This window comes from Alteriqipengyuania triglochinis, from assembly GCF_054655655.1.
In genome coordinates, this window is record NZ_BAAHNC010000005.1 from 49,901 (window position 1) to 68,775 (window position 18,875).

General features: G+C 65.7%; 20 protein-coding genes and 1 pseudogene. 9 read left to right on the plus strand and 12 right to left on the minus strand.

What is annotated here, in order from left to right; all coding sequences use genetic code 11:
* The first annotated feature begins 107 nt into the window (after positions 1-107).
* The 4 genes from ACYQ0L_RS13670 to ACYQ0L_RS13685 are packed head-to-tail and all read left to right on the plus strand — an operon-like array spanning position 108 to position 3,975.
* The gene (locus tag ACYQ0L_RS13670; RefSeq protein ID WP_459789874.1) at positions 108-1,418 is read left to right on the plus strand and encodes a serine hydrolase domain-containing protein; all 1,311 of its coding nucleotides are present in this window, start codon (positions 108-110) and stop codon (positions 1,416-1,418) included.
* On the plus strand, positions 1,411-2,328 hold the full coding sequence (gene nudC / locus ACYQ0L_RS13675; protein WP_459789875.1) for an NAD(+) diphosphatase: 918 nt from the start codon (positions 1,411-1,413) through the stop codon (positions 2,326-2,328). Before ACYQ0L_RS13670 ends, nudC begins: the two co-directional genes overlap by 8 nt.
* On the plus strand, positions 2,325-3,023 hold the full coding sequence (locus ACYQ0L_RS13680; RefSeq protein ID WP_459789876.1) for a DsbA family oxidoreductase: 699 nt from the start codon (positions 2,325-2,327) through the stop codon (positions 3,021-3,023). Before nudC ends, ACYQ0L_RS13680 begins: the two co-directional genes overlap by 4 nt.
* Complete coding sequence (locus ACYQ0L_RS13685; RefSeq protein ID WP_459789878.1) at positions 3,016-3,975, plus strand: hypothetical protein; 960 nt, start codon at positions 3,016-3,018, stop codon at positions 3,973-3,975. The genes ACYQ0L_RS13680 and ACYQ0L_RS13685 overlap by 8 nt, the downstream gene beginning before the upstream one ends.
* 72 nt (positions 3,976-4,047) lie before the next feature.
* Here the strand turns inward: ACYQ0L_RS13685 and ACYQ0L_RS13690 are convergent, their stop codons facing one another.
* The 5 genes from ACYQ0L_RS13690 to mgtE form a co-directional block, all read right to left on the minus strand.
* A complete protein-coding gene (locus ACYQ0L_RS13690; RefSeq protein ID WP_459789879.1) occupies positions 4,048-4,392 on the minus strand; it encodes a DUF4168 domain-containing protein in 345 nt (114 codons plus the stop codon).
* 203 nt (positions 4,393-4,595) lie between these two features.
* Entirely contained in the window at positions 4,596-4,841 is a 246-nt protein-coding gene (locus tag ACYQ0L_RS13695) for a hypothetical protein (protein WP_459789880.1), read from the minus strand.
* 89 nt (positions 4,842-4,930) lie between these two features.
* Positions 4,931-5,320, minus strand: coding sequence for a DUF1489 family protein (locus ACYQ0L_RS13700; RefSeq protein WP_459789881.1), 390 nt, complete (start codon positions 5,318-5,320; stop codon positions 4,931-4,933).
* Between the two features lie 55 nt (positions 5,321-5,375).
* The gene (locus ACYQ0L_RS13705; protein ID WP_459789883.1) at positions 5,376-6,470 is read right to left on the minus strand and encodes a PAS domain-containing sensor histidine kinase; all 1,095 of its coding nucleotides are present in this window, start codon (positions 6,468-6,470) and stop codon (positions 5,376-5,378) included.
* Between the two features lie 77 nt (positions 6,471-6,547).
* Complete coding sequence (mgtE, locus tag ACYQ0L_RS13710) at positions 6,548-7,996, minus strand: magnesium transporter (RefSeq protein WP_459789884.1); 1,449 nt, start codon at positions 7,994-7,996, stop codon at positions 6,548-6,550.
* 126 nt (positions 7,997-8,122) lie between these two features.
* Here mgtE and ACYQ0L_RS13715 point away from each other — a divergent pair, with 126 nt between their 5' ends.
* Positions 8,123-8,584, plus strand: a complete 462-nt coding sequence (locus tag ACYQ0L_RS13715; protein WP_459789885.1) for a peptidylprolyl isomerase — start codon at positions 8,123-8,125, stop codon at positions 8,582-8,584.
* Positions 8,585-8,699: 115 nt separating this feature from the next.
* On the opposite strand, the pseudogene ACYQ0L_RS13720 reads toward ACYQ0L_RS13715, so the two are convergent.
* The 5 genes and pseudogenes from ACYQ0L_RS13720 to ybeY all read right to left on the minus strand — a co-directional run.
* Positions 8,700-8,894, minus strand: a pseudogene (locus ACYQ0L_RS13720) (carotenoid oxygenase family protein); the annotation flags it as partial.
* 82 nt (positions 8,895-8,976) lie between these two features.
* Positions 8,977-9,579 (minus strand): 2OG-Fe(II) oxygenase, encoded by a 603-nt coding sequence (locus tag ACYQ0L_RS13725; protein ID WP_459789886.1) that lies wholly within the window; start codon positions 9,577-9,579, stop codon positions 8,977-8,979.
* Between the two features lie 80 nt (positions 9,580-9,659).
* Positions 9,660-10,544, minus strand: coding sequence for a LysR substrate-binding domain-containing protein (locus tag ACYQ0L_RS13730; protein WP_459789888.1), 885 nt, complete (start codon positions 10,542-10,544; stop codon positions 9,660-9,662).
* Positions 10,545-10,642: 98 nt separating this feature from the next.
* Positions 10,643-11,575 carry a hemolysin family protein gene (locus ACYQ0L_RS13735; protein WP_459789889.1) on the minus strand — a complete coding sequence of 311 codons (933 nt, stop codon included), beginning with the start codon at positions 11,573-11,575 and terminating at the stop codon, positions 10,643-10,645.
* A 25-nt stretch (positions 11,576-11,600) separates the two neighbouring features.
* On the minus strand, positions 11,601-12,098 hold the full coding sequence (ybeY, locus tag ACYQ0L_RS13740) for an rRNA maturation RNase YbeY (RefSeq protein ID WP_459789891.1): 498 nt from the start codon (positions 12,096-12,098) through the stop codon (positions 11,601-11,603).
* A 259-nt stretch (positions 12,099-12,357) separates the two neighbouring features.
* On the opposite strand from ybeY, the gene ACYQ0L_RS13745 reads away from it, so the two are divergent.
* Complete coding sequence (locus tag ACYQ0L_RS13745) at positions 12,358-13,842, plus strand: sensor histidine kinase (protein WP_459789893.1); 1,485 nt, start codon at positions 12,358-12,360, stop codon at positions 13,840-13,842.
* 350 nt (positions 13,843-14,192) lie between these two features.
* Positions 14,193-15,404 carry a GGDEF domain-containing protein gene (locus tag ACYQ0L_RS13750; protein ID WP_459789894.1) on the plus strand — a complete coding sequence of 404 codons (1,212 nt, stop codon included), beginning with the start codon at positions 14,193-14,195 and terminating at the stop codon, positions 15,402-15,404.
* Positions 15,405-15,410: 6 nt separating this feature from the next.
* Here the strand turns inward: ACYQ0L_RS13750 and ACYQ0L_RS13755 are convergent, their stop codons facing one another.
* Positions 15,411-16,577 carry an acyl-CoA dehydrogenase family protein gene (locus tag ACYQ0L_RS13755; protein WP_459789895.1) on the minus strand — a complete coding sequence of 389 codons (1,167 nt, stop codon included), beginning with the start codon at positions 16,575-16,577 and terminating at the stop codon, positions 15,411-15,413.
* 126 nt (positions 16,578-16,703) lie between these two features.
* On the opposite strand from ACYQ0L_RS13755, the gene ACYQ0L_RS13760 reads away from it, so the two are divergent.
* Positions 16,704-17,492: a helix-turn-helix domain-containing protein gene (locus ACYQ0L_RS13760; RefSeq protein WP_459789897.1), complete on the plus strand. Its 789-nt coding sequence runs from the start codon at positions 16,704-16,706 to the stop codon at positions 17,490-17,492.
* Between the two features lie 69 nt (positions 17,493-17,561).
* Positions 17,562-18,647: a serine hydrolase domain-containing protein gene (locus tag ACYQ0L_RS13765; RefSeq protein WP_459789898.1), complete on the plus strand. Its 1,086-nt coding sequence runs from the start codon at positions 17,562-17,564 to the stop codon at positions 18,645-18,647.
* Here ACYQ0L_RS13765 and ACYQ0L_RS13770 read toward each other — a convergent pair.
* Positions 18,644-18,802, minus strand: coding sequence for a hypothetical protein (locus ACYQ0L_RS13770; protein WP_459789899.1), 159 nt, complete (start codon positions 18,800-18,802; stop codon positions 18,644-18,646). The genes ACYQ0L_RS13765 and ACYQ0L_RS13770 overlap by 4 nt on opposite strands.
* Positions 18,803-18,875 lie beyond the last annotated feature (73 nt).

Here is an 18,875-nt window from a genome sequence, read left to right on the forward strand (position 1 = left end):
TCTTATATGGATAAGGCACCTGTCGCTGACAAGACGTAAAATGCGCGATTGACGGGACGAGGCCGGGCTTTAAGTTTCGCGGCAAAACGTATTGGCGGAGAGTAGAGATGGCCTATCGGGATTTCATGGACGGCGGGCTTTCGCGCCGCGGGTTGCTGCGCGGCGGTGCATATTTTGCCGGTGGCAGCATGCTCGCCTCGATGCCGTTTTCGTCCGCGCTGCTGGCGCACGATGTCAGCGAAGCATGGCCGAGCGTCGCGGCCGAGATCGACACCTATCTCACCGAAAAGAAGCTTGCCAACGCCATCGCGGCTTTCGGGTTCGATCAGGATCCAAAGGCCCACACTGTGGGTGGCGGCACGCTGGCGCTCGGCAGCAGTGCCCCGGCCGATATCGATTCGCTCTATCGCATCTATTCGATGACCAAGCCGGTCACCGGCATGATGGCGATGCAGCTGATTTCCGAAGGCAAGATGGGGCTCGACCAGCCGCTGTCCGACATCCTGCCCGCCTTTGCCGAAATGCAGGTACAGAAGGAATATGACGGCCCGATCACCGAGGATAATCTGGAGCCTGCGAAGAACCCGATCACCATCCGCCAGTTGCTGACGCACACGGCCGGGCTCGGCTACGGAATCATCCAGCAGGGCCCGCTGAAGGACGAATACGAGCGGCTGGGCCTGATGCCCGGCGTGGTGAGCCGCATGCCGATACCCGGCATGGGGGAGATAAAGCCGCTCGGCAGTCTCGAGCTTTTCGCGGACACGCTCGCCACCGTGCCGCTGGTGTACCAGCCGGGCACGAAGTGGAGCTATTCGGTCGGGCTCGACCTGATGGGCCGGGTGATCGAAGTGGTCGAAGGAAAGCCCTTCGACCAGGTGCTGCAGGAACGGATCTTCGATCCGGCCGGCATGACGAGCAGCTTCTTCACCGTACCCAAGAGCGAGATCGGCCGGTTCACCACCAATTACGCAGTGCTGGGCGAGCGGCTTTTCCCGATCGATCCGGCGGCCAGCTCGATCTATCTCGACAAGCCTCCCTTCCCCTTCGGCGGAGCGGGGCTTGTCACCTCGCCAAGCGATTACGACCGCTTCCTGCGCATGCTGCTTGGCATGGGGATGATCGACGGCACCCGTGTGCTGAGCGAGGCAGCAGTGCGAATCGGTACGTCGAACATCCTGCCCGCCACTGTCGACACGACCGGCAGCTGGACCGAAGGGCAGGGCTTCGGCGCAGGCGGGCGCGTGATCGGGCGCAGTTTCGGCTGGGGCGGTGCGGCAGGCACCGCCGCCTTCGTCGATTACGATCATGGCCTGCGGGCAGGTTTCTTCACCCAGTACATGCCGAGCGAGGCCTACCCCATCCAGGGCAAGTTCCCCGAACTCGTGCGCGCCGACCTCGAAAAAACCCATGGCTGAGGCGGGCGGCATTACGCTTCCCATCGCCTTTTCCGGATCCCCGCTCGACCGGGCAGACAACCTGCGCGCCGATCCGGACGGGCTCGCCGCGCGGATGGACTGGAAGGCCCGGTTGCTGCTGCTCGACGGGCTGATGCCCGCTCTGGGCGATGACGGAGGGCTCGCCTGGGGGACGCTGGCCGATGCGCCAGAGGATGCCGAGCTGGTGTTCCTCGGCCTCGACAGGAGCGAAAGCGAGAGTGGCAAGGCCTGCTTCGCAGCCGTGCCGCCGGAAGGCGATGCACGCCCGCGCATGGCCAACCCGCAGCTCTGGTCGCTGATGACCAGCCTCGCGCCCGATCAGCTAGCGCTCTACGGTGGCGCGCGCAGCCTGGTGGACTGGCACGCACGGCACCGCTTCTGCGCCAAATGCGGCGGATCGACCAAGGTCGCCAAGGGCGGTTGGCAGCGCAGCTGCACGAGCTGCGGCACCGACCATTTTCCACGCACCGACCCGGTCACGATCATGCTGGTCGAGAACCGGGCGGGCAGCGAACGCCGCCTGATGCTGGGCCGCGGGCTCGGCTGGCCGGAAGGGCGCTTCTCCGCGCTCGCCGGGTTTGTCGAGCCGGGCGAGACGATCGAGGAAGGCGTCGCGCGCGAAGTGCTGGAGGAGGTCGGCCTCAGGGTGCACGATGTCAGCTACATCGTCAGCCAGCCATGGCCTTTCCCCAGCCAGCTGATGATCGGCTGTGTCGGCTATACCGATGACGAGGCGATCACCCTCGACGAGACCGAGCTGGCAGAGGCGGGCTGGTACACCCGTGGACAGGTGGAGGCCGCGATCGAGGGGCGGGACGATGCGCCCTTCGTCTCCCCCCCGCCGCATACCATCGCGCACCAGCTCATGCGCTGGTGGATCGCGCAATGACGACGAAGCTCGCCATCGACATCTGGTCGGACGTGATGTGCCCGTGGTGCCTCGTCGGCTGGGGCAACCTGCGCCAAGCGCTCGACCAGCTGGACGGAGAGATCGAGGCGGACATCCGCTGGCATGCCTTCGAACTCAACCCCGACATGCCGCCGCAGGGTGAGGAGCGAACCGCGCATATCGCGCGCAAATACGGCCGCACGCTGGAGCAGTCGCGCGATGTGCAGGGGCAGATGCGCGCGGCCGCCGATGCGGCGGGCGTCTCGCTCAACTACGTGCCCCAAGTGAACGGGAGTGACCAACCCGAGCCGCCAGCGATGATGTGGAACACGTTTGCCGCGCACAAGCTGCTCGCCTGGACGCTGGAAACGCAAGGGGCGGCGAAACAGACCGAGCTCAAGCTTGCGCTGTTTGCGGCGCACTTCCACGAACGCCGACGGATCGGGGAGCACGAGGTGCTGCTGGACGTGGCGGAGGAAACCGGGCTGGACCGTGCGCAGGCGCAAGCTGCTCTGGAAAGCGCGGACTACGCGAACACCGTCCGCAGCGAGGAACGCGCCGCCTTCGAGATGAACATCACCGGCGTGCCGGCGATGATCGTGGCGGGCAAGTTCCTGATCCCCGGCGCACAGCCGCCGGAGGCTTACGTCAACGCGCTGCGCCGCGTGGCGGAGAAGGAGGGCGCCAATGCTTAGAATCCTGATTGCACTGCTGTGCTCGCTTGGCTTCCTCGCAGCGCCTGCTGCGGCAACCGGGCCGCGCGACTTCATCTACACCGGCCATGGCGAACTGGAGGCGAACCTCGCCCTGCTCGACCGTTCCGATATCGAGGGCGTGCAGATCGTCTACACTTGGCGGATGCTGGAGCCCGAGAAGGGCGTCTACGATTTCAGCGTGATCGAGGCCGATCTCGCGCTCGCTGATGCGCGCGACAAGCAGCTCTTCGCGCAGATCCAGGATCGCTTCTTCCTTCCGACCGCGCGCAACGTGCCGCAATACCTGCTCGACGATCCCGAGTATGGCGGCGGACTGGCGCGCCAGTACGACAATCCGGGCGAGGGCGAGCCGACCGGCCAGGGCTGGACCGCGATGCACTGGAACCCGGCGGTCCGGGCGCGCTTTCAGGCGCTTCTCGCTGCGCTGGGAGAGCGGTTCGACGGGCGCCTGTATGGCGTGAACCTGCCCGAGAGTTCGTTCGATCCGCTCTCGGAGGACGGCGACGAGAACGGTTTTACCTGCGACGCCTATTTCGACGCCACGCTCGACAACATGCGCGCCGCGCGTGCCGCCTTCGAAGAGACGCACGTGGTCCAGTATCTCAACTTCTGGCCGTGCGAGTGGAACAACGACCACCGCTACATGGAGCGCGCCTTCGCGCTGGCCGTCGAGCAGGGGATCGGCGCGGGCGGGCCCGATATCGTGCCGCACAAACGCGCGCAGATGAAGAACAGCTACCCCTTCTTCAACCGCCACAAGGACGATCTGCCGCTGGTCGCGATGGCGATCCAGGAGCCGACGCTGACCTACACCAATCCCGAGACGGGCGAGAAATTCACCCGCGAGGAATTCGTCGCCTTCGCGCGCGACTACCTCGGCGTGGACGTGATCTTCTGGAGCGTCGAGTCACCCTGGCTGGCGGCGCGGTAGCCTCCACATACGAAAAACCCCGCCGGGTGGAGCGGGGTTCTCCGTGACCTTGGTGGATCAGCGCCGGGCCAATCAGCCCTCGGCCTGATCTTCGCGCAGCTTGGCGACGGCCGCGGTGGCGCGCGCCTGAAGCTCCTTGTCGCTCTGCAGTGCTGCGCCGATGCTGTTGAAGCGCTGCGGCGTCAGTTCCGCCTTGGCGAGGATTTGCATCGAGACCTTTTCCTTCTCCGCCGCTTCCAGCTCGCTGTCCTGCTGGACTTGGCCGAGCATCGAGGCGGCGATGATGAAGTTTTCCAGCTCGGCATCGGTGACCGGCGCCATTTCCTGCGCGGCGGGCGCCTCGGGCTGCTGCGCGACGGCAGGCGAGGCAAGCAGGGCGAGCGATGTGGCTGCGATGGCGGTGTTCAAGAGTTTCATTCAGGGAGCTCCCGTTCGTAAAATTTCGATCGGGCGCGCACCTCGTGACGATGCTGTTGGCCATCAACCCTTTGTGCGCCGGGCCGTGAATGAGGTTGGGTGGGTGGACCCGCACCCCGCACATGTTCCGTCTCTGACTGACATGAAAAGGGCGGAGCGCCGTGATGGCACCCCGCCCGGTGTTCATGCGGACTGCGGCCCGATCAGGCCTGGTTGCCGTTCTTGATCGCGCGCATGGTCTTGTCGCCCTTGCGTGCGTCCTGCTCGGGATTGTCGGAGCCGACGGTGGGTTCGCGGTTGTCGGGGTCGGTCGCGCGGTTGAGTTCGTCTCGCGCACCGACGCGGCGATTGACGTCGCCCTCGGCGCGGCCCTGCTGCGAGGGCGTCGCTTCTTCGGTGATGGCGTCGATCAGTTCGTTGTCGGGGTGACGGCTCTGGCGTTCGGGCATAAAAATTCTCCTTTCCCCTTCAATGGTTAGGGGAGGGAGAGCGTTCCGAAACCGCACTCAAGCAGCGCAGCGGCAATGCGGCGAAATCTTCAGATCAGGCCGAGCCGTTGCAGCTTGGTCGCCAGCGCACCGGGCAGCACGTCGCCCACTTCTTCACCCTCAGCGAGATCGCGCGGCGGCTCGCCCTTGAGGTATCGCCAGCCCTGATGCGCACGCTTGGGTTGCGGATAGACCGGGATCAGCCGCGGCTCGAGGTCGATCGACCAGCGGCCGTTCTCGGTTTCGCTGAAGCCGAGAATTTCGCTGCGTGCGACCAGATTGTGCTGGTGGATCCAGAACAGCGACCCGCCGATGCACTCCTTCCACCGCGTGGGGCGATAGCGGGTGGTGAGATTGGGGCTGCGCCGGTTCGCGTACCAGCTTTCGAGGTCGGAGAAGGACTGCGCGCCGAACGCGATCTTGGTCAGGTTGAGCGGCATGGGGACGAGGTAGGTGCGGGGTGGGGGCGGGGCAAGCCGGGTGCGTGGACGGCGGTCAGCCCTGCGCCTGTCCCATCGAGAAGGTGAAATACGTCCCGTCGGCGTCCGACTTGACGGAAAGCGTTCCGCCATGCGCCTTGGCGATCTCGGACGATATGAAGAGGCCCAGCCCCAGTCCTTCCTGGGAAGGCCGTGTTTCCTCCCTTACGAAGGGCTCGAACAGACCCTTGCGAACCGCGTCGGGGATGGGCTCGCCCGCATTGCCCACGCGGATTTCCAGCCAGTCGCCGCCGCCGCGCGCGCGCAGCGTGACCGGCGCATTGGCATCGCCATGCGTCACGGCATTGGCGAGCAGGTTGGACGTAAGCTGGCTGATCCGCCCCGGATCGCAGCGGACGGGGCCATTGATCGCGATATCGGGCAGCAAGCGTGCCTCGGGATGGGCGACCGCGATCTCTTGCAGGACATCTTCCAGCGTCCGCGCGAGATCGGCGCTCTCTTCGATGGCGAGCGACAGCCCGCTGCCGAGCCGCGATCGCGCGAAGTCCATCAGGTCCTCGATCATGTCGAACATCCGCTTGATGGACTTTTCGCTTTCCGCGATGATGATCGTTCCGCGATCGCTGAGCTCCTCGCGCTCCAGCATCCTCACGCCGGCGCGCAGCGCCGCGAGCGGATTGCGCAGATCGTGGCCGAGCACGGCGATGAACTGTTCGCGAAGCTTTGCCTGCTCGCGACTCGTGTCGAGCGAGGATTTGTTCTGCTTGTCGGTGTCGATGTTGCGCGCGGTACAGTAATAGATGCCGCCATCCGGAATCGCGTTCCATGACAGCCACACGTAGCTCCCGTCCTTGTGGCGGAACCTGTTCTCGAAATGGAGGGCCGGCTTGCCGCCTTGCATCGCTTCGAAGGCCGCGATCGAAGCGTCGGCATCGTCGGGGTGCAGGAAGTCGGTAAAACTGCGGCTTTCCACCTCATCGGGCGTCCATCCCAGGACCGAATGCCATGCCGGATTGGTATGCCGAAAGATCCCGGTATCGTCGAGAATGCCGAACAGGTCCGGCGCTATGTCCCAGATCCTCTCGGGCCGGGCATCTATTTGCGAACTTGCGATAATCTGACCCCTTCCAGCACGGGCGCTATGCCACAAGTTTCGGTTGGAGTCATCGGGTTGTGCTTGGGCAACTGATCCGACGCACCCCGATAGGCACCCGAAAAGACGGCCTGCTAACCCGTCAGCCCGCTCGCCACCGCCAGGCCGAGGAACGCGAAGAAGCCCATCGAATCGGTCACCATCGTCACGAACACGGACGAGGCGACTGCCGGGTCCTGCTTGGCGCGCTCGAACAGCACGGGGACCAGCACGCCCGCCAGCCCTGCGGTCACGACGTTGATCACCATCGCCAGCGCGATCACGCCGCCCAGCTTCCAGTCGAACACCAGCGCGGTCGCGATTCCCACCAGCACCGCGATGGTCACGCCGTTGAGGATCGCGACCCGCAATTCGCGCAGCAGGATCTTGCCGGTGTTGGCCTTGGTCAGCTGGTTGGTCGCGATCGCGCGGACGGTCACCGCCATGGTCTGCGTGCCCGCATTGCCGCCGATGCTGGCGACGATCGGCATCAGGATCGCGAGCGCCACCAGCTGCTCGATCGCGGCACCGAAAGCCGCGATGATGAGCGAGGCGACCAGCGCGGTGCCGAGGTTCGCGACCAGCCAGCGCACGCGGCTGGAGTAAGCCTCGCGGATCGGCTCGTTGATGTCGCCGTCGCCCGCACCCGAGAGCAGCAGGGCATCCTCGCCCGCTTCTTCGGAGATGATGTGGACCACGTCGTCGACCGTCATCTGGCCGACCAGCCGCCCGGTCCCGTCGATCACGGCAGCCGAGATCAGCGCGTATTTCTGGAACATCAGCGCGACCTCTTCCTGATCCATCAGGACGGGGATCACGGTCTGGTCGCGCTTCATCACGTCGGTCAGCGCGATCTGGCGCGGGGTGGTGAGAATCCAGCTCAGCGCACAGGTGCCGACCGGATGGTGCGCCTCGTCCACCACGAACACCTCGAAGAAATCGCCCAGCAGCGTGCCGTGGACGCGCAGGTAATCGATCAGGTCGCCGACCGAGAAATGTTCGGGCACCGCCACGAACTCGCGGCTCATCAGGCGGCCGGCGGTCTCTTCCGGGTAGGACAGCGCGCTTTCGATCGCCGCGCGGCCCTCCGCCTCCATCTCGGCGAGGACGGCTTCACGCTCGTCCGCGCCCAGATCCTCGATCATCTGGACCGCGTCGTCGGTTTCCAGCTGCCCGGCGATCAGGGCCACCGCCTCTGCGGGCAGGCCCTCCATCATCTCTTCGCGGACCCAGTCGTTCAGCTCGGCGACGACCTCGCCCGTCATCAGGTCGCTGATCGCGATCGTCAGTGCGCCGCGCTCGTCATTGTCGAGCAGTTCGAGAAGGTCGGCGACGTCGGCGGGGTGGAGCGGTTCGACGAGCTCGTAGACCTCGCCGCGCCGGTCTTCCTCCAGCGCCTCGCGCACGGCGCGGACATATTCGGGCTTGAGGCGGTTTTCCTCGTCGTGCCGCTCGTCGTCGACGCGGTCGTCCGGGCGCCCGCCTTCCTCGGCGACCGGCATGTCCGGATCGATTTTTTCGTCGAGGAGGGGATCGGCGCTCATCGCCTTCGGCCCCTAAGGCGATGGCCCGCAAAAGCAAGCCGGGGCAGCCGCGACCCGGCTCCAACTCGACAGGGCACGGTGCGACGTCTAGCGAGCGGCCAACGCAAAACCTCAAGGAGATTGCTCATGGCAGAAAAACTGACCTTCACGCTCGACACCGGCGACGGCGAAAACAAGGACGTCGTCATCAAGCTGCGTCCCGACCTCGCGCCGGGCCATGTCGAGCGGATCACCGAACTCGCCAAGGACGGGTTCTACGACGGCGTGGTGTTCCACCGTGTGATCCCCGGCTTCATGGCGCAGGGCGGCGACCCGACCGGCACCGGCATGGGCGGCAGCGACAAGCCCGACCTGAAGGCCGAGTTCAACAGCGAGCCGCACACGCGCGGCACCTGCTCGATGGCGCGCACCCAGGTGCCCGACAGCGCGAACAGCCAGTTCTTCATCTGCTTCGACGATGCCGAATTCCTCGACGGCCAGTACACCGTCTGGGGTCAGGTCGAATCGGGCATGGAGCATGTCGATGCGCTGCCCAAGGGCGAGCCGCCCGCAAACCCGGGCAAGATCGTCAAGGCGACCGTTTCGTAAGAACGGTGCTGTTCCTCCCCTTCGCGGGGGAGGCCGGCTTGGGGTGCGCCCAGCTCTATGGTGCGCACCCCCAGCCCCAATACCCAAGGAGGGCCATTCGGCCTGAGCGTGCGGCTCAACCGGCCGCGAACGAGCCGTGGAACGAGATCGGGAGCGCATGGCCCGCGCGCCATGTCGCGATCGGCCCGCCCGCGACGTCGCCCGCGCGCAGCACGTGCAGTTCGGTCGCGCGCGCCGCGAGGCTGAGCGTGGTGCCGACCAGCCAGCCGTCCATCTCCCCCGCACCATCCGCCGCGAACACGAATTCCTCGCGCCGCCATGAGAATGGCGGCGTTCTGGATGCTGTGCTGAACGACTCGCGGGCGCACGATTCGGCGCGCCCGAGCGTGCAGCTACATCTTGTGGCCGTCGTGCATCCGCTCGTCGAAGGTGTAGAAGCAGCTGAAGGTGTAGCGCATCCCGCTGGTTATCTTCTTCACCCCGTGCAGGTAGCTGGCGGTGGAGGGGAAATAGGCGAGCATGCGTGGCTTGATCGGCGGTACGATCCCCAGCTTGGGGAAGTGGATCTGCCCGCCCTCGAACTCGTCGTTCAGGTAGATGATCGACGCGAATGCGCGCCAGGGGAACTGGTTCGATCGCCCGTCGGGCTCTTCGCAATCGGCGTGGGGTGCCTGGTCGTCGCCCGGCCGCCAGCGGACCAGCTGCAGCGTGTCGGCGTAGACCGGCTGCTCGATCCCGTAATCCTGCGCGATATGCTTGGCCGCGCGGCGGCGGATCTTGCTCATCAGTTTGAGCACCTTGGGCGGCATGTTGCTCGGGTTGATCATCCGCCCGTTCCACACATCGCCCTTGGGGAGGTTATGCTCCCACGGCGCATCGGGATTGGTGGCGAAGAACAGCAGCTGCTTGCGTTCCCCTTCGGTGATGAAATCCTCGGCGATGCCGATCGGCTTGCCGTCCAGGTCGCGCGCACGGCGCAGTTTGGTCGCTTCCATCGGGTCCTCTTTCGAAATCCAATCCCGTTTGCAGCAGCTTATGCCGCGCAGGCTGGAGTGCGGCAAGAGGCGCGCGGGGCCTAGAGCCCGGCCTTGACCAGCCAGTCGTGGAACATGCGCACCGGCCGCTCTTCCAGTGCACCGGGCTTGCACACGAACCAGTAGGAATAGGGGCTGTCGACCTCGACCTCGTACAGTTCGGTCAGGCGCGGATCGGCCGCCCGGCGCAAGTGGTCGTCATGCATGATCGCCACGCCAAGGCCCTGCGCCGCCGCTTCGAGGATCAGCTGGCCCGAATCATAATGATCGATCGCATCGGGTTCGAGATCGTGCATCCCCAGCGCCGCCTTCCAGGCGGTAAAGCTTTCCGGCAGTTCGCTGTGGATCAGGAAGGTCTGCCGCGCGAGCAGCTCGGCATCGGGAACCTTGCCGATCGTATCGGCAAGCGCGCGGTTGACGATGGCGTGGACCTTGTTCTCGTCCAGCCGGACGGCGTGAAGCGCGCTCGACGGGCCACGGGTCAGGACGATCGCGGCGTCGAGCGTGTCGCCCACCCGGTCTTCGAGATGCGGGCCGGTATCGATATCGATATGGAGCAGGGGATGGAGGCGGCGCAGTTCGGGCAGGCGCGGGAACAGGCGCTGGCTGCCGAACAGCGGGAGCACCCCGAGGTGCAGCCGCAGGTGCGAGGTGCTTTCCGACTGTCCTTCGACCGCCCGCGCGAGAGCTTCGAAATGCGGCAGCACCGCTTCGTGGAAGGCCGCGCCCTCGTCGGTCAGCTGCATGGCCTGGCGCGCGCGGGTGAACAGCTTCTTGCCGATGAACTCTTCCAGCGTCGCGATCCGGCGGCTGAGCGCCGAGGGGCTGAGGCCGAGCTGATTGGCCGCCGCCCGGGCCGACCCGAGGCGAACGGTGAACATGAACGCTTCGAGAGAACGCAACGGAGGTAAGCGACGATTGGCCATTATTCGACCTGTCGCAAAATGCGCGGCCGCACAAAAGCGTTATTTTAGGGCAGGGTGATGTTGCAAGGATTGCACCAAGCCGGATTGCCCTGCGGCTATTACTCCTCGCCGCCTTCGCCCTCGCCCTCCCGCGCGTGCAGGCGCACGCGCTTCACATGCGTTTCGTCGCCTTCGATCACCTCGATCGTCCAGCCGTGGGGGTGCTCCACCCGCGCGCCGACCTGGGGCACCTGCTCGGCGAGGATGAAGGTGAGGCCGCCCATCGTGTCGACCGATTCCTCCACTTCCGCCAGCGCCGGGTCGATCCGCTTGGCGATGTCGTCCAGCTCCGCACGCGCGTCGATCTCCCACACGCCATCGCCCAGCGGCTGGATCCATTCCTCCGCCGCATCGTCGTGCTCGTCCTCGATCTCGCCGACGATTTCCTCCACCAGATCCTCGATCGTGATGATCCCGTCGGTGCCGGAAAACTCGTCCACCACGATCGCGAGGTGGATGCGCTTGGCGCGCATGTCGGCCAGCACGTCGAGCGCGCCGCGGCTTTGCGGCACGTAGAGCGGCTGGCGCATCAGCGTGGTCCACTCCTCGGGCGGCGGCTTGCCGTTGGTGAGGTAGGGGAACACGTCCTTGATGTGGATCATGCCGATCACATCGTCGAGCTGCTCGCGATAGACCGGCAGGCGCGAATGGCCGTGTTCGGAGAAGACCTCGAGCAGTTCGGCCCAGCTGGAGCCTGCTTCCACCGCGATGATCTGGCCGCGCGGGATGGCGACATCGTCCGCATCGTGTTCGCTGAAATGGAGCAGGTTGCGCACCATCTCGCGCTCTTCGCGCGACAGATCGCCATCGTGGGGCGAATCGCCGCTGGCGGCCTCGTCCCCCTCGTGCTCGTCGATCTTCTCTTCCAGCTCGCGCCGGAGGCTGCGTTCCCCGCCATGCTGGTCGAAAAACCTGCGCATCGCGAGCCACAGCCCGCGCCTACTGTCCGCGTCTCCCGCGCCAGTGTCCCTATCGCTATCACCGTCGGGCATGGCCCTGTGCTGCACTCCTCTTGCTTCAGCGGTCCCCATATGGGTCGGCGATGCCCAGCTGCGCAAGCGCCTTCACCTCCAGCGCCTCCATTTCCTCCGCATCCCTTGTCGAGATCTCGTGGTCGAGCCCGGCGAGATGGAGCAGGCCGTGGATCACCAGATGGCTGGCATGGTCTGCCAGCGCGACGCCCTTTTCCGCCGCCTCGCGCGCGCAGGTCTCGCGCGCCAGCGCGATATCGCCCAGCAGCACCGGCGGCCCCTGCGGGTCCAGCGCGACCAGCTCGTCGCGCTCCAGCATGGGGAAGGACAGCACGTTGGTCGGCTTGTCCTTCTCGCGCCAGTCGCGGTTGAGTTCGTGAACCTTCTCGTTCGAGGTGAACAGGATGCTCGCTTCGAGTCGCGCATTGGCCAGCGCCGGTTCGGCACGCGCGGCAGCTTCGGCGGCGCTGGTGGCGAGCGCATGCCAGTCGGCGCCGTCTTCATCCGCGCCAGGCCACTCGTCGACGTCGATCTCAAGCTGCATGACGGCGCGCCTCGCGTGCGGGGCTGACACACCTGACACAGTGTCCAGAAGCGGAAATCCGGACTTCACTGCGCAGCTGCGGGATGGCGTGCGGACGGGGCGGGGCGGCGTGGTTCATGCCCGTGCTCTAGCGAAGCGAACCGGCGGTAGGAAAGGCGGATCGGGAGGAACCATTTGTTAAGTCTCCTTATTCGTCATGGGGGGCGCAGAAAACCGTGGTTTCGGGAACGGGACCGGTGCTGGGAGGTTGGTCCAGACAATGTTGGCCGACTTGAACATATCTTCACTCGAATTGGCCGAGGCGTCGCCCAATCCGTATGTCCTGATGGACCGAGACCTCCGCCTCGTCTGGATGAACCGCGCCTACCTCGCGGCGACGATGCGCAGCCGCGCCGATATTATCGACAAGCCGCTGTTCGAAGTCTTCCCGAGCGATCCGGCATCGGAGAGCTATCAACTGCTCGATGAATCGCTTCGGCATGTCCTCGAGACGGGGGAGGCGGACGAGATCGCGCTGATCCGGTACGATATCGCCGGCCCCGGCGGCGACATGCAGACCCGTTACTGGAGCGCGACCCATACACCGTTCGCCGGGTCCGAAGGCCGACCGGACTACATCTTGCAGCACACCGTCGACGTGACCGAGCTGCAGACCCTGCGGCAGATGCGCAAGGAAATGAACCTGGTGCAGGTCGCGGGCGCGGTGCAGGCCCGCAATCGCGATCTTGAGCGGGAGAGCCAGAGGCTGTTCGAGTTCTTCGAACAGGCGCCCGGCTTCGTCGCAGTCCTCGCCGGGCCCGAGCATGTGTTCCAGATGACCAATGCGGCCTATCTCAGCCTGGTCGGGCGGGACGATATCCGGGGCCTTTCGGTCAAGGAGGCGCTGCCAGAGGTTGTCGAGCAGGGCTTCCCAGAGGTGCTCGACGGCGTTTACCGGACGGGCCAGCCCTATTTCGGCAAGCGCGAGCCGGTGGTGCTGCATGGCTCCAACGATCCGGCGCACGCCCGCCGGGTGCTGAACTTCATCTTCCAGCCGATTGCCGATGGCAATGGCACGGTCACCGGGATCATCATCCAGGGCAACGACGTGACCGAGGAGGTCGAGTACGAGGAGCGGCAGGAGCTTCTGATCAAGGAGCTCAACCACCGGGTGAAGAACACGCTGGCGGTGGTCCAGGGACTTGCCCAGCAGACCTTTCGCGGTCTCGAAGGGGCCGGCGATACGGTCGCCACCTACAAGGCACGCCTGCAGGCGCTGGCCGCGGCGCATGGTTTGCTGACCGAATCGAACTGGAGCCCGGCGCGGGTCGGCACGATCGTAGAGCTGACCGTAGAGGCCGCTTTCGGCCCGCCGGAGGATCGCCTGCGGCTGGAAGGGCCCGATTTCCTTCTCGCTCCGGAAGTCGCGCTGGCGCTGACCATGATCCTCCACGAACTGACCACCAACGCGATCAAGTACGGCGCGCTCTCCAACGATGCGGGTGTGGTCACCGTGTCGTGGACGATAGCGCGCAAGACGGATTGCACACCCGAAGACTGCGGCCCGGGCGATTGCGATGTGCTGAAGCTCGAGTGGCGCGAAACCGGTGGTCCCCCGGTAGAGGCGCCGAGCCATGAGGGGTTCGGCAGCAAGCTGATCCGGCGGGGGATCAGCTCCAAGCGCGGGACCCGCGTCGATCTGCGTCACGAATCCGACGGGGTCGTCTGCACCATCGAGGCCAATCTCGAGCCGCTGGACCATTGAACTAGCCGCGGCGGCGACCGGGCGGGGCAAGCCGAATCGGGCGCTCATTGCAGGGTACCGCGCTGTATTCTTGCGGCGCTTTTGGCGCACATGAACACAGCAGCGCGCCCCCATCATCGGTGAATAGGGCGGTAGTTGATCTGTTCGGCCTTATGCTTCGCGGTCTGGCCAGATTTCATGGACTGCTTTATTTTCTGGCATTTAAGAGTGTGCTTTGGACATCTTGTTTCGCGAATTGCGTGATTTTTCGCAAAAGAGTTTACCCGATCGCAAGCTCGTTGCCATAAGCCCCCCGAAAGCCTGCATGGGGGTGCGGGCAGGGAAACGGGAAAGAGACGGGTTCGGGAAGCATGCCTCAGGCGGTTCTGCCATTGCTGATGAATATGATGGTGGCGATCATGTTCGTCGCCGGATTCATGGCGGTAGCGCATGCCCACCCGATCGTCAGCAGGGCGCGCTGGTTTGCGGTATGCTTCCTGTTTGGCATCGCCGAACCGCTCGCGAACCTGTCGGTCTGGTTCGGAGTCCCCCCACAGCCCGCGCGGCTGGTCGGCTTTACGACCTTTCTCATCGCGCTGATCGGCCTGTCGCTGGCCCTCTCGCACTTCCACGGGCGCAAACCGATGTGGCGGATCGCGACGGCCATCGTGCTCGCGGGATTCACCTATCGCCTCGTGACGCTGGGCGTGCCGCGCGATGAGCCCTGGAACGAGTTCCTGTTCCAGGGCTGGTACGCGCTCGCTTCCGCGATGTGCGCCTATACCGTGCGCATGCATGCGGCGCGCACGCCGCTCAATTCGCTGCTGTTCGTGCTGTTTCTCGTCTCCATGGTGCATTTCCCGCTAAAGGCGGTCGCGTCGGTCATGCTTGGCAACGGGCATACCGAACACGACTACGTCTTCACGCTCTACGCGGTGCTTTCGCAGACCAGCAGCGGCGTCCTGATGATCGCGGTCGCGCTGCTGATCCTGATCGGTTTCCTTCAGACCGTGCTGCGCAACACGCAGCAGCAGGCGAATTCGGATGCGCTGACCGGCCTGCCCAACCGGCGCGCGATGGACGAATGGTTCGACGCGCTGGCGAACTGCGAGGAACCGCACGAACCGGTCACCGTGGCGGTCATCGACGTCGACCGGTTCAAGCAGTTCAACGACCGGTTCGGCCATGATGTCGGCGACGAGGTGCTTCGCGCCGTCGCCACCAGCCTCGATCGCAATCGCCCCTCCGCCGCGCGCCTCGCCCGGCTCGGCGGCGAGGAGTTCGTCGCTCTCCTGCCCAAGGAACAGACCGGCGCGCTGCACAGCTGCGAGAGCATGCGTCTGGCGATCTCGCGCCTGACCTTTGCCGAATCGGAGCCGGTGACCGTCAGCATCGGCCTGTCCCAGGCGATGCCCGGAGAACCGATGGGCTCGGCGCTGCGCCGGGCCGACCAGGCGCTTTACCGGGCCAAGGCGCGGGGCCGCAATCGCTGCGAGGTCGCCGCACCGGACGAGGGCGAAGCCCCGGCCGCGTCGCGCTCACGCGCATCCGGGCCCGAACTCAAGCTGGTGAAGCACGGCTGACGCCCGTCAGAAAGACCGGGGCATGCCCAGTATGTGCTCGCCCACATAGCTCAGGATCAGGTTCGAGCTGATCGGCGCGACCTGATAGAGCCGCGTTTCGCGGAACTTGCGCTCGACATCGTATTCCGCAGCGAAGCCGAACCCGCCGAAGGTCTGCATGCAGGCATTGGCGGCCTTCCACGAACTTTCGGCGGCGAGGTGCTTGGCTATGTTGGCCTCCGCCCCGCACGGCTCGCCATCGTCGAACAGGCGGCACGCCTCGTACCGCATCAGGTCCGCCGCGCGAATGTCCATGTAGGCTTGGGCGATGGGGAACTGGACGCCCTGATTCTGGCCGATCGGCCGGTCGAACACCACGCGCTCGCTGCCGTATTCGGCCGCCTTCTCGACGAACCAGTAGCCATCGCCGATGCACTCCGCCGCGATCAGTGCGCGTTCGGCGTTCAGCCCGTCTAGGATGTAGCGGAAGCCCTTGCCTTCCTCTCCGATCAGGCTGCTTGCGGGCAGTTCGAGGCCGTCGAAGAACACCTCGTTGGTCTCGTGGTTGACCATGTTGCGGATCGGGCGGATTTCCATCCCGTTGCCGATCGCCTGCGAGAGATCGACGAGGAAGATCGAGAGCCCGTCCGACTTGCGCTTCACCTCTTCGCGCGCGGTGGTGCGGGCGAGCAGGATCATCAGGTCCGAATGCTGGATGCGGCTGATCCACACCTTCTGCCCGTCGACCACGTAGGTATCGCCCTTGCGCACCGCGCGTGTCTTCAGATCGGTGGTGTTGGTCCCGGTCGTCGGCTCGGTCACCGCCATCGATTGCAGCCGCAGCGCGCCGCTGGCGATCTCGGGCAGGAACTTCGCCTTCTGCTCGTCGCTGCCGTGCCGCAGCAGCGTGTTCATGTTGTACATCTGCCCGTGGCACGCGCCCGAATTGCCGCCCGCCCGGTTTATCTCTTCCATGATGATGCTGGCTTCGGTGAGGCCGAGCCCTGCGCCGCCGAATTCCTCGGGGATCAGCGCGGCCATCCAGCCTTCCTTGGTCAGCGCCTCGACGAATTCTTCCGGGTATTCGCGCGCGTCGTCCTTCTCGCGGAAATAGGCATCGCCGAAACCGCGTACCAGCGCGCGCACCGCATCGCGGATTTCGGGATGGTCGTTCCGGGCAGCGGGAATGGGCACGCGAGAGTTCCTTCCGATAGGCTTCGGCCGATTGGCTTTGGCTGGGGGGATAGGGGGCTATGGGCCATCCCGCCAAGAGCAATTGCTTGCCGCGCGCGCGGTGCGCTTGCCATAGAGCGGCGCATCATGGCGCAGGACATTCGGCGGGGAGCCGGGCAGATATGGGGCGAGCGGGCGTACGACCTCGTGATCCGCGACGTGCGCTTCGGCGTCCTGCGCCCGCTCGACATCGTGATCGAGCCGCATGTGCATGAAGACCGCCACCTCGTCTTCGTGTTCGAGGGGAACTACATCACCTCCGCGAAAGGCGCGCCGCCGGTCTCGGGCACGCCGATCCTCGTCGACAACCCTGCCGGCACCGCCCACCGCGACCGCTTCCTGCGGCCCGAAGGCTGTTTCCTGACGATGAACCTCGCGCCGGAGGCATCCTCGGAAGGCGTGGCGCGCGCGTCCCGCCACCCGGAAGACATCGCACGCATGCTCGGCGTCGTGGCGGAGCTGGAATTCGACGCGTCGACGGTCTTGCTCGAAGAGGTCGCCGAAGCGATCCGCTCTCCCGCCGAAAGTGCGAAGCCTCGCGATGAAGGCGAGCCTGGCTGGATCCGCCGCGCCTACGAGATGGTGATGGACGAGTGCCCCTCCATCGTCACGCTCGACCGGCTGGCCGTCGAGGCGGATGTCCATCCGGTCCACCTCGCGCGGACCTTCCGGCGCAAATGGGGGCGCACGGCGGGCGAACTGATCCGAGAGCGGCAGTTCGAACGCGCCTGCGCCATGCTGGCCGAGGGAGAGATGCCGATCGCCGAAATCGCGCTCGACCTCGGCTTTTGCGACCAGGCGCATTTCTCGCGCTTCTTCTCGCGCCGCGCTGCGATGCCACCGGGCCGGTTCCGGAGCCGCCGCCCGCATGTTTGAAACGTACAAGAACCCGCGCGGCTCCGGGGGCATGGCCCGGCGATCCCCATCAGCAAAGGTCCTTCACCCGTGAACATCGCAGCCTCCAGATTCCTCGCGTGCCTCGCCGCCTCCATCCTCGCCGCGCCCGTCGCCGTGGCGCAGCCTGCTGGCCCCACCTTCGCCGAGCTCGACGCGGCGCTGGAGGGCGATCGGTTTGCGGGCACGACCAGCGTGGTCGTGATGCAGGACGGAGAGGTGATCGCCGAACGTTACCTCGACGAGGGCGGAGCGCAGGCGCTACGCAACACCCGCTCCGCCACCAAGACGGTGACCGGCATGCTCGCCGGGATCGCGGTGGGGGAGGGCAAGCTGGCCCGCGACACGCGCATTCGCACCCTCTTCCCCGAGCGTACTCCCGCCAACCCCGATCCGCGCAAGGAACAGGTCACGGTAGAAGACCTGCTGACCATGAGCTCGATCGCGGAATGCAATGATTCCAACGCCTACTCGCGCGGCAACGAGGAGCGGATGTACCTGATCGAGGATTGGGTCGGCTTCTATTTCGACCTGCCCGTGAAGGGCTTCGCGGCCTGGGACACGAAGCCGGAGGACAGCCCATATGGCCGATCCTTCGCCTACTGCACGGCGGGCACGGTCACGCTCGGCGCGGCGGTCGAGAAGGCGACCGGGCAGCAGTTGGAGGATTTGGCGCAAGACCGGCTGTTCGGCCCGCTGGGTGTCGACGCCGTCTCGTGGCAGTTCAGCCCGCTCGGCCTGGCGATGGGCGGCGGCGGGCTGGAACTGACCAGCCGCACGCTGGGCCGGCTGGGCCAGCTCTTCCTCGACGAAGGCCGCGCCGGCGACCGGCAGGTCCTGCCGCGCGACTGGGTCGAGTCCTCGATGACCCCGCAGGTCGCGATCGATGACGGGCGCGGGTTCGAATATGGCTACCTGTTGTGGATCCAGCCGTTCAGCGTCGGCGACACGGGCGTGCGCGCCCGGCTTATGAACGGGAATGGCGGCAACAAGGTGATCATCCAGCCCGAAACGAACTCGGTCACGGTCATCACGACCACCAATTACGGCCAGCGCGATGCCCACGCGAAGAGCGAGCGGCTGTACGAAACCGCGATCCTGCCCGAACTGCTGCGCCGCGCGAACGCGCGCCACTAGGGCCGCAGCGTCGCATCCTCGGCCTGTCCCTGTGATGCCTCGAATCGTCGCGAAATCGTGTCTGCATCGTGTCCGGCGCGGAACGCCGCGACGGGAGTGGCATTGGGTTGGCTCGTCAGTTCGACGTTCGTCACGATGTCTGACGGGGGCTTCACATAGCCGGTCCCTCCTGAGGAGACGACCGGCCCAATCCTCGCGGATCCGGAAACGGGGCGCGGGCCAATTCGA

Coding starts and splice junctions, on each gene's coding strand:
- ACYQ0L_RS13715 (WP_459789885.1), top strand. CDS start 8,123: ATGGCAGAAAAACTGACCTTCACGCTCGACACCGGCGACGGCGAAAAC.
- ACYQ0L_RS13700 (WP_459789881.1), bottom strand. CDS start 5,320: ATGCCGCTCAACCTGACCAAGATCGCGTTCGGCGCGCAGTCCTTCTCC.
- ACYQ0L_RS13680 (WP_459789876.1), top strand. CDS start 2,325: ATGACGACGAAGCTCGCCATCGACATCTGGTCGGACGTGATGTGCCCG.
- ACYQ0L_RS13760 (WP_459789897.1), top strand. CDS start 16,704: ATGGCGCAGGACATTCGGCGGGGAGCCGGGCAGATATGGGGCGAGCGG.
- nudC (WP_459789875.1), top strand. CDS start 1,411: ATGGCTGAGGCGGGCGGCATTACGCTTCCCATCGCCTTTTCCGGATCC.
- ACYQ0L_RS13735 (WP_459789889.1), bottom strand. CDS start 11,575: ATGCCCGACGGTGATAGCGATAGGGACACTGGCGCGGGAGACGCGGAC.
- ACYQ0L_RS13695 (WP_459789880.1), bottom strand. CDS start 4,841: ATGCCCGAACGCCAGAGCCGTCACCCCGACAACGAACTGATCGACGCC.
- ACYQ0L_RS13690 (WP_459789879.1), bottom strand. CDS start 4,392: ATGAAACTCTTGAACACCGCCATCGCAGCCACATCGCTCGCCCTGCTT.
- ACYQ0L_RS13745 (WP_459789893.1), top strand. CDS start 12,358: ATGTTGGCCGACTTGAACATATCTTCACTCGAATTGGCCGAGGCGTCG.
- ACYQ0L_RS13725 (WP_459789886.1), bottom strand. CDS start 9,579: ATGGAAGCGACCAAACTGCGCCGTGCGCGCGACCTGGACGGCAAGCCG.
- mgtE (WP_459789884.1), bottom strand. CDS start 7,996: ATGAGCGCCGATCCCCTCCTCGACGAAAAAATCGATCCGGACATGCCG.
- ybeY (WP_459789891.1), bottom strand. CDS start 12,098: ATGCAGCTTGAGATCGACGTCGACGAGTGGCCTGGCGCGGATGAAGAC.
- ACYQ0L_RS13670 (WP_459789874.1), top strand. CDS start 108: ATGGCCTATCGGGATTTCATGGACGGCGGGCTTTCGCGCCGCGGGTTG.
- ACYQ0L_RS13730 (WP_459789888.1), bottom strand. CDS start 10,544: ATGGCCAATCGTCGCTTACCTCCGTTGCGTTCTCTCGAAGCGTTCATG.
- ACYQ0L_RS13750 (WP_459789894.1), top strand. CDS start 14,193: ATGCCTCAGGCGGTTCTGCCATTGCTGATGAATATGATGGTGGCGATC.
- ACYQ0L_RS13685 (WP_459789878.1), top strand. CDS start 3,016: ATGCTTAGAATCCTGATTGCACTGCTGTGCTCGCTTGGCTTCCTCGCA.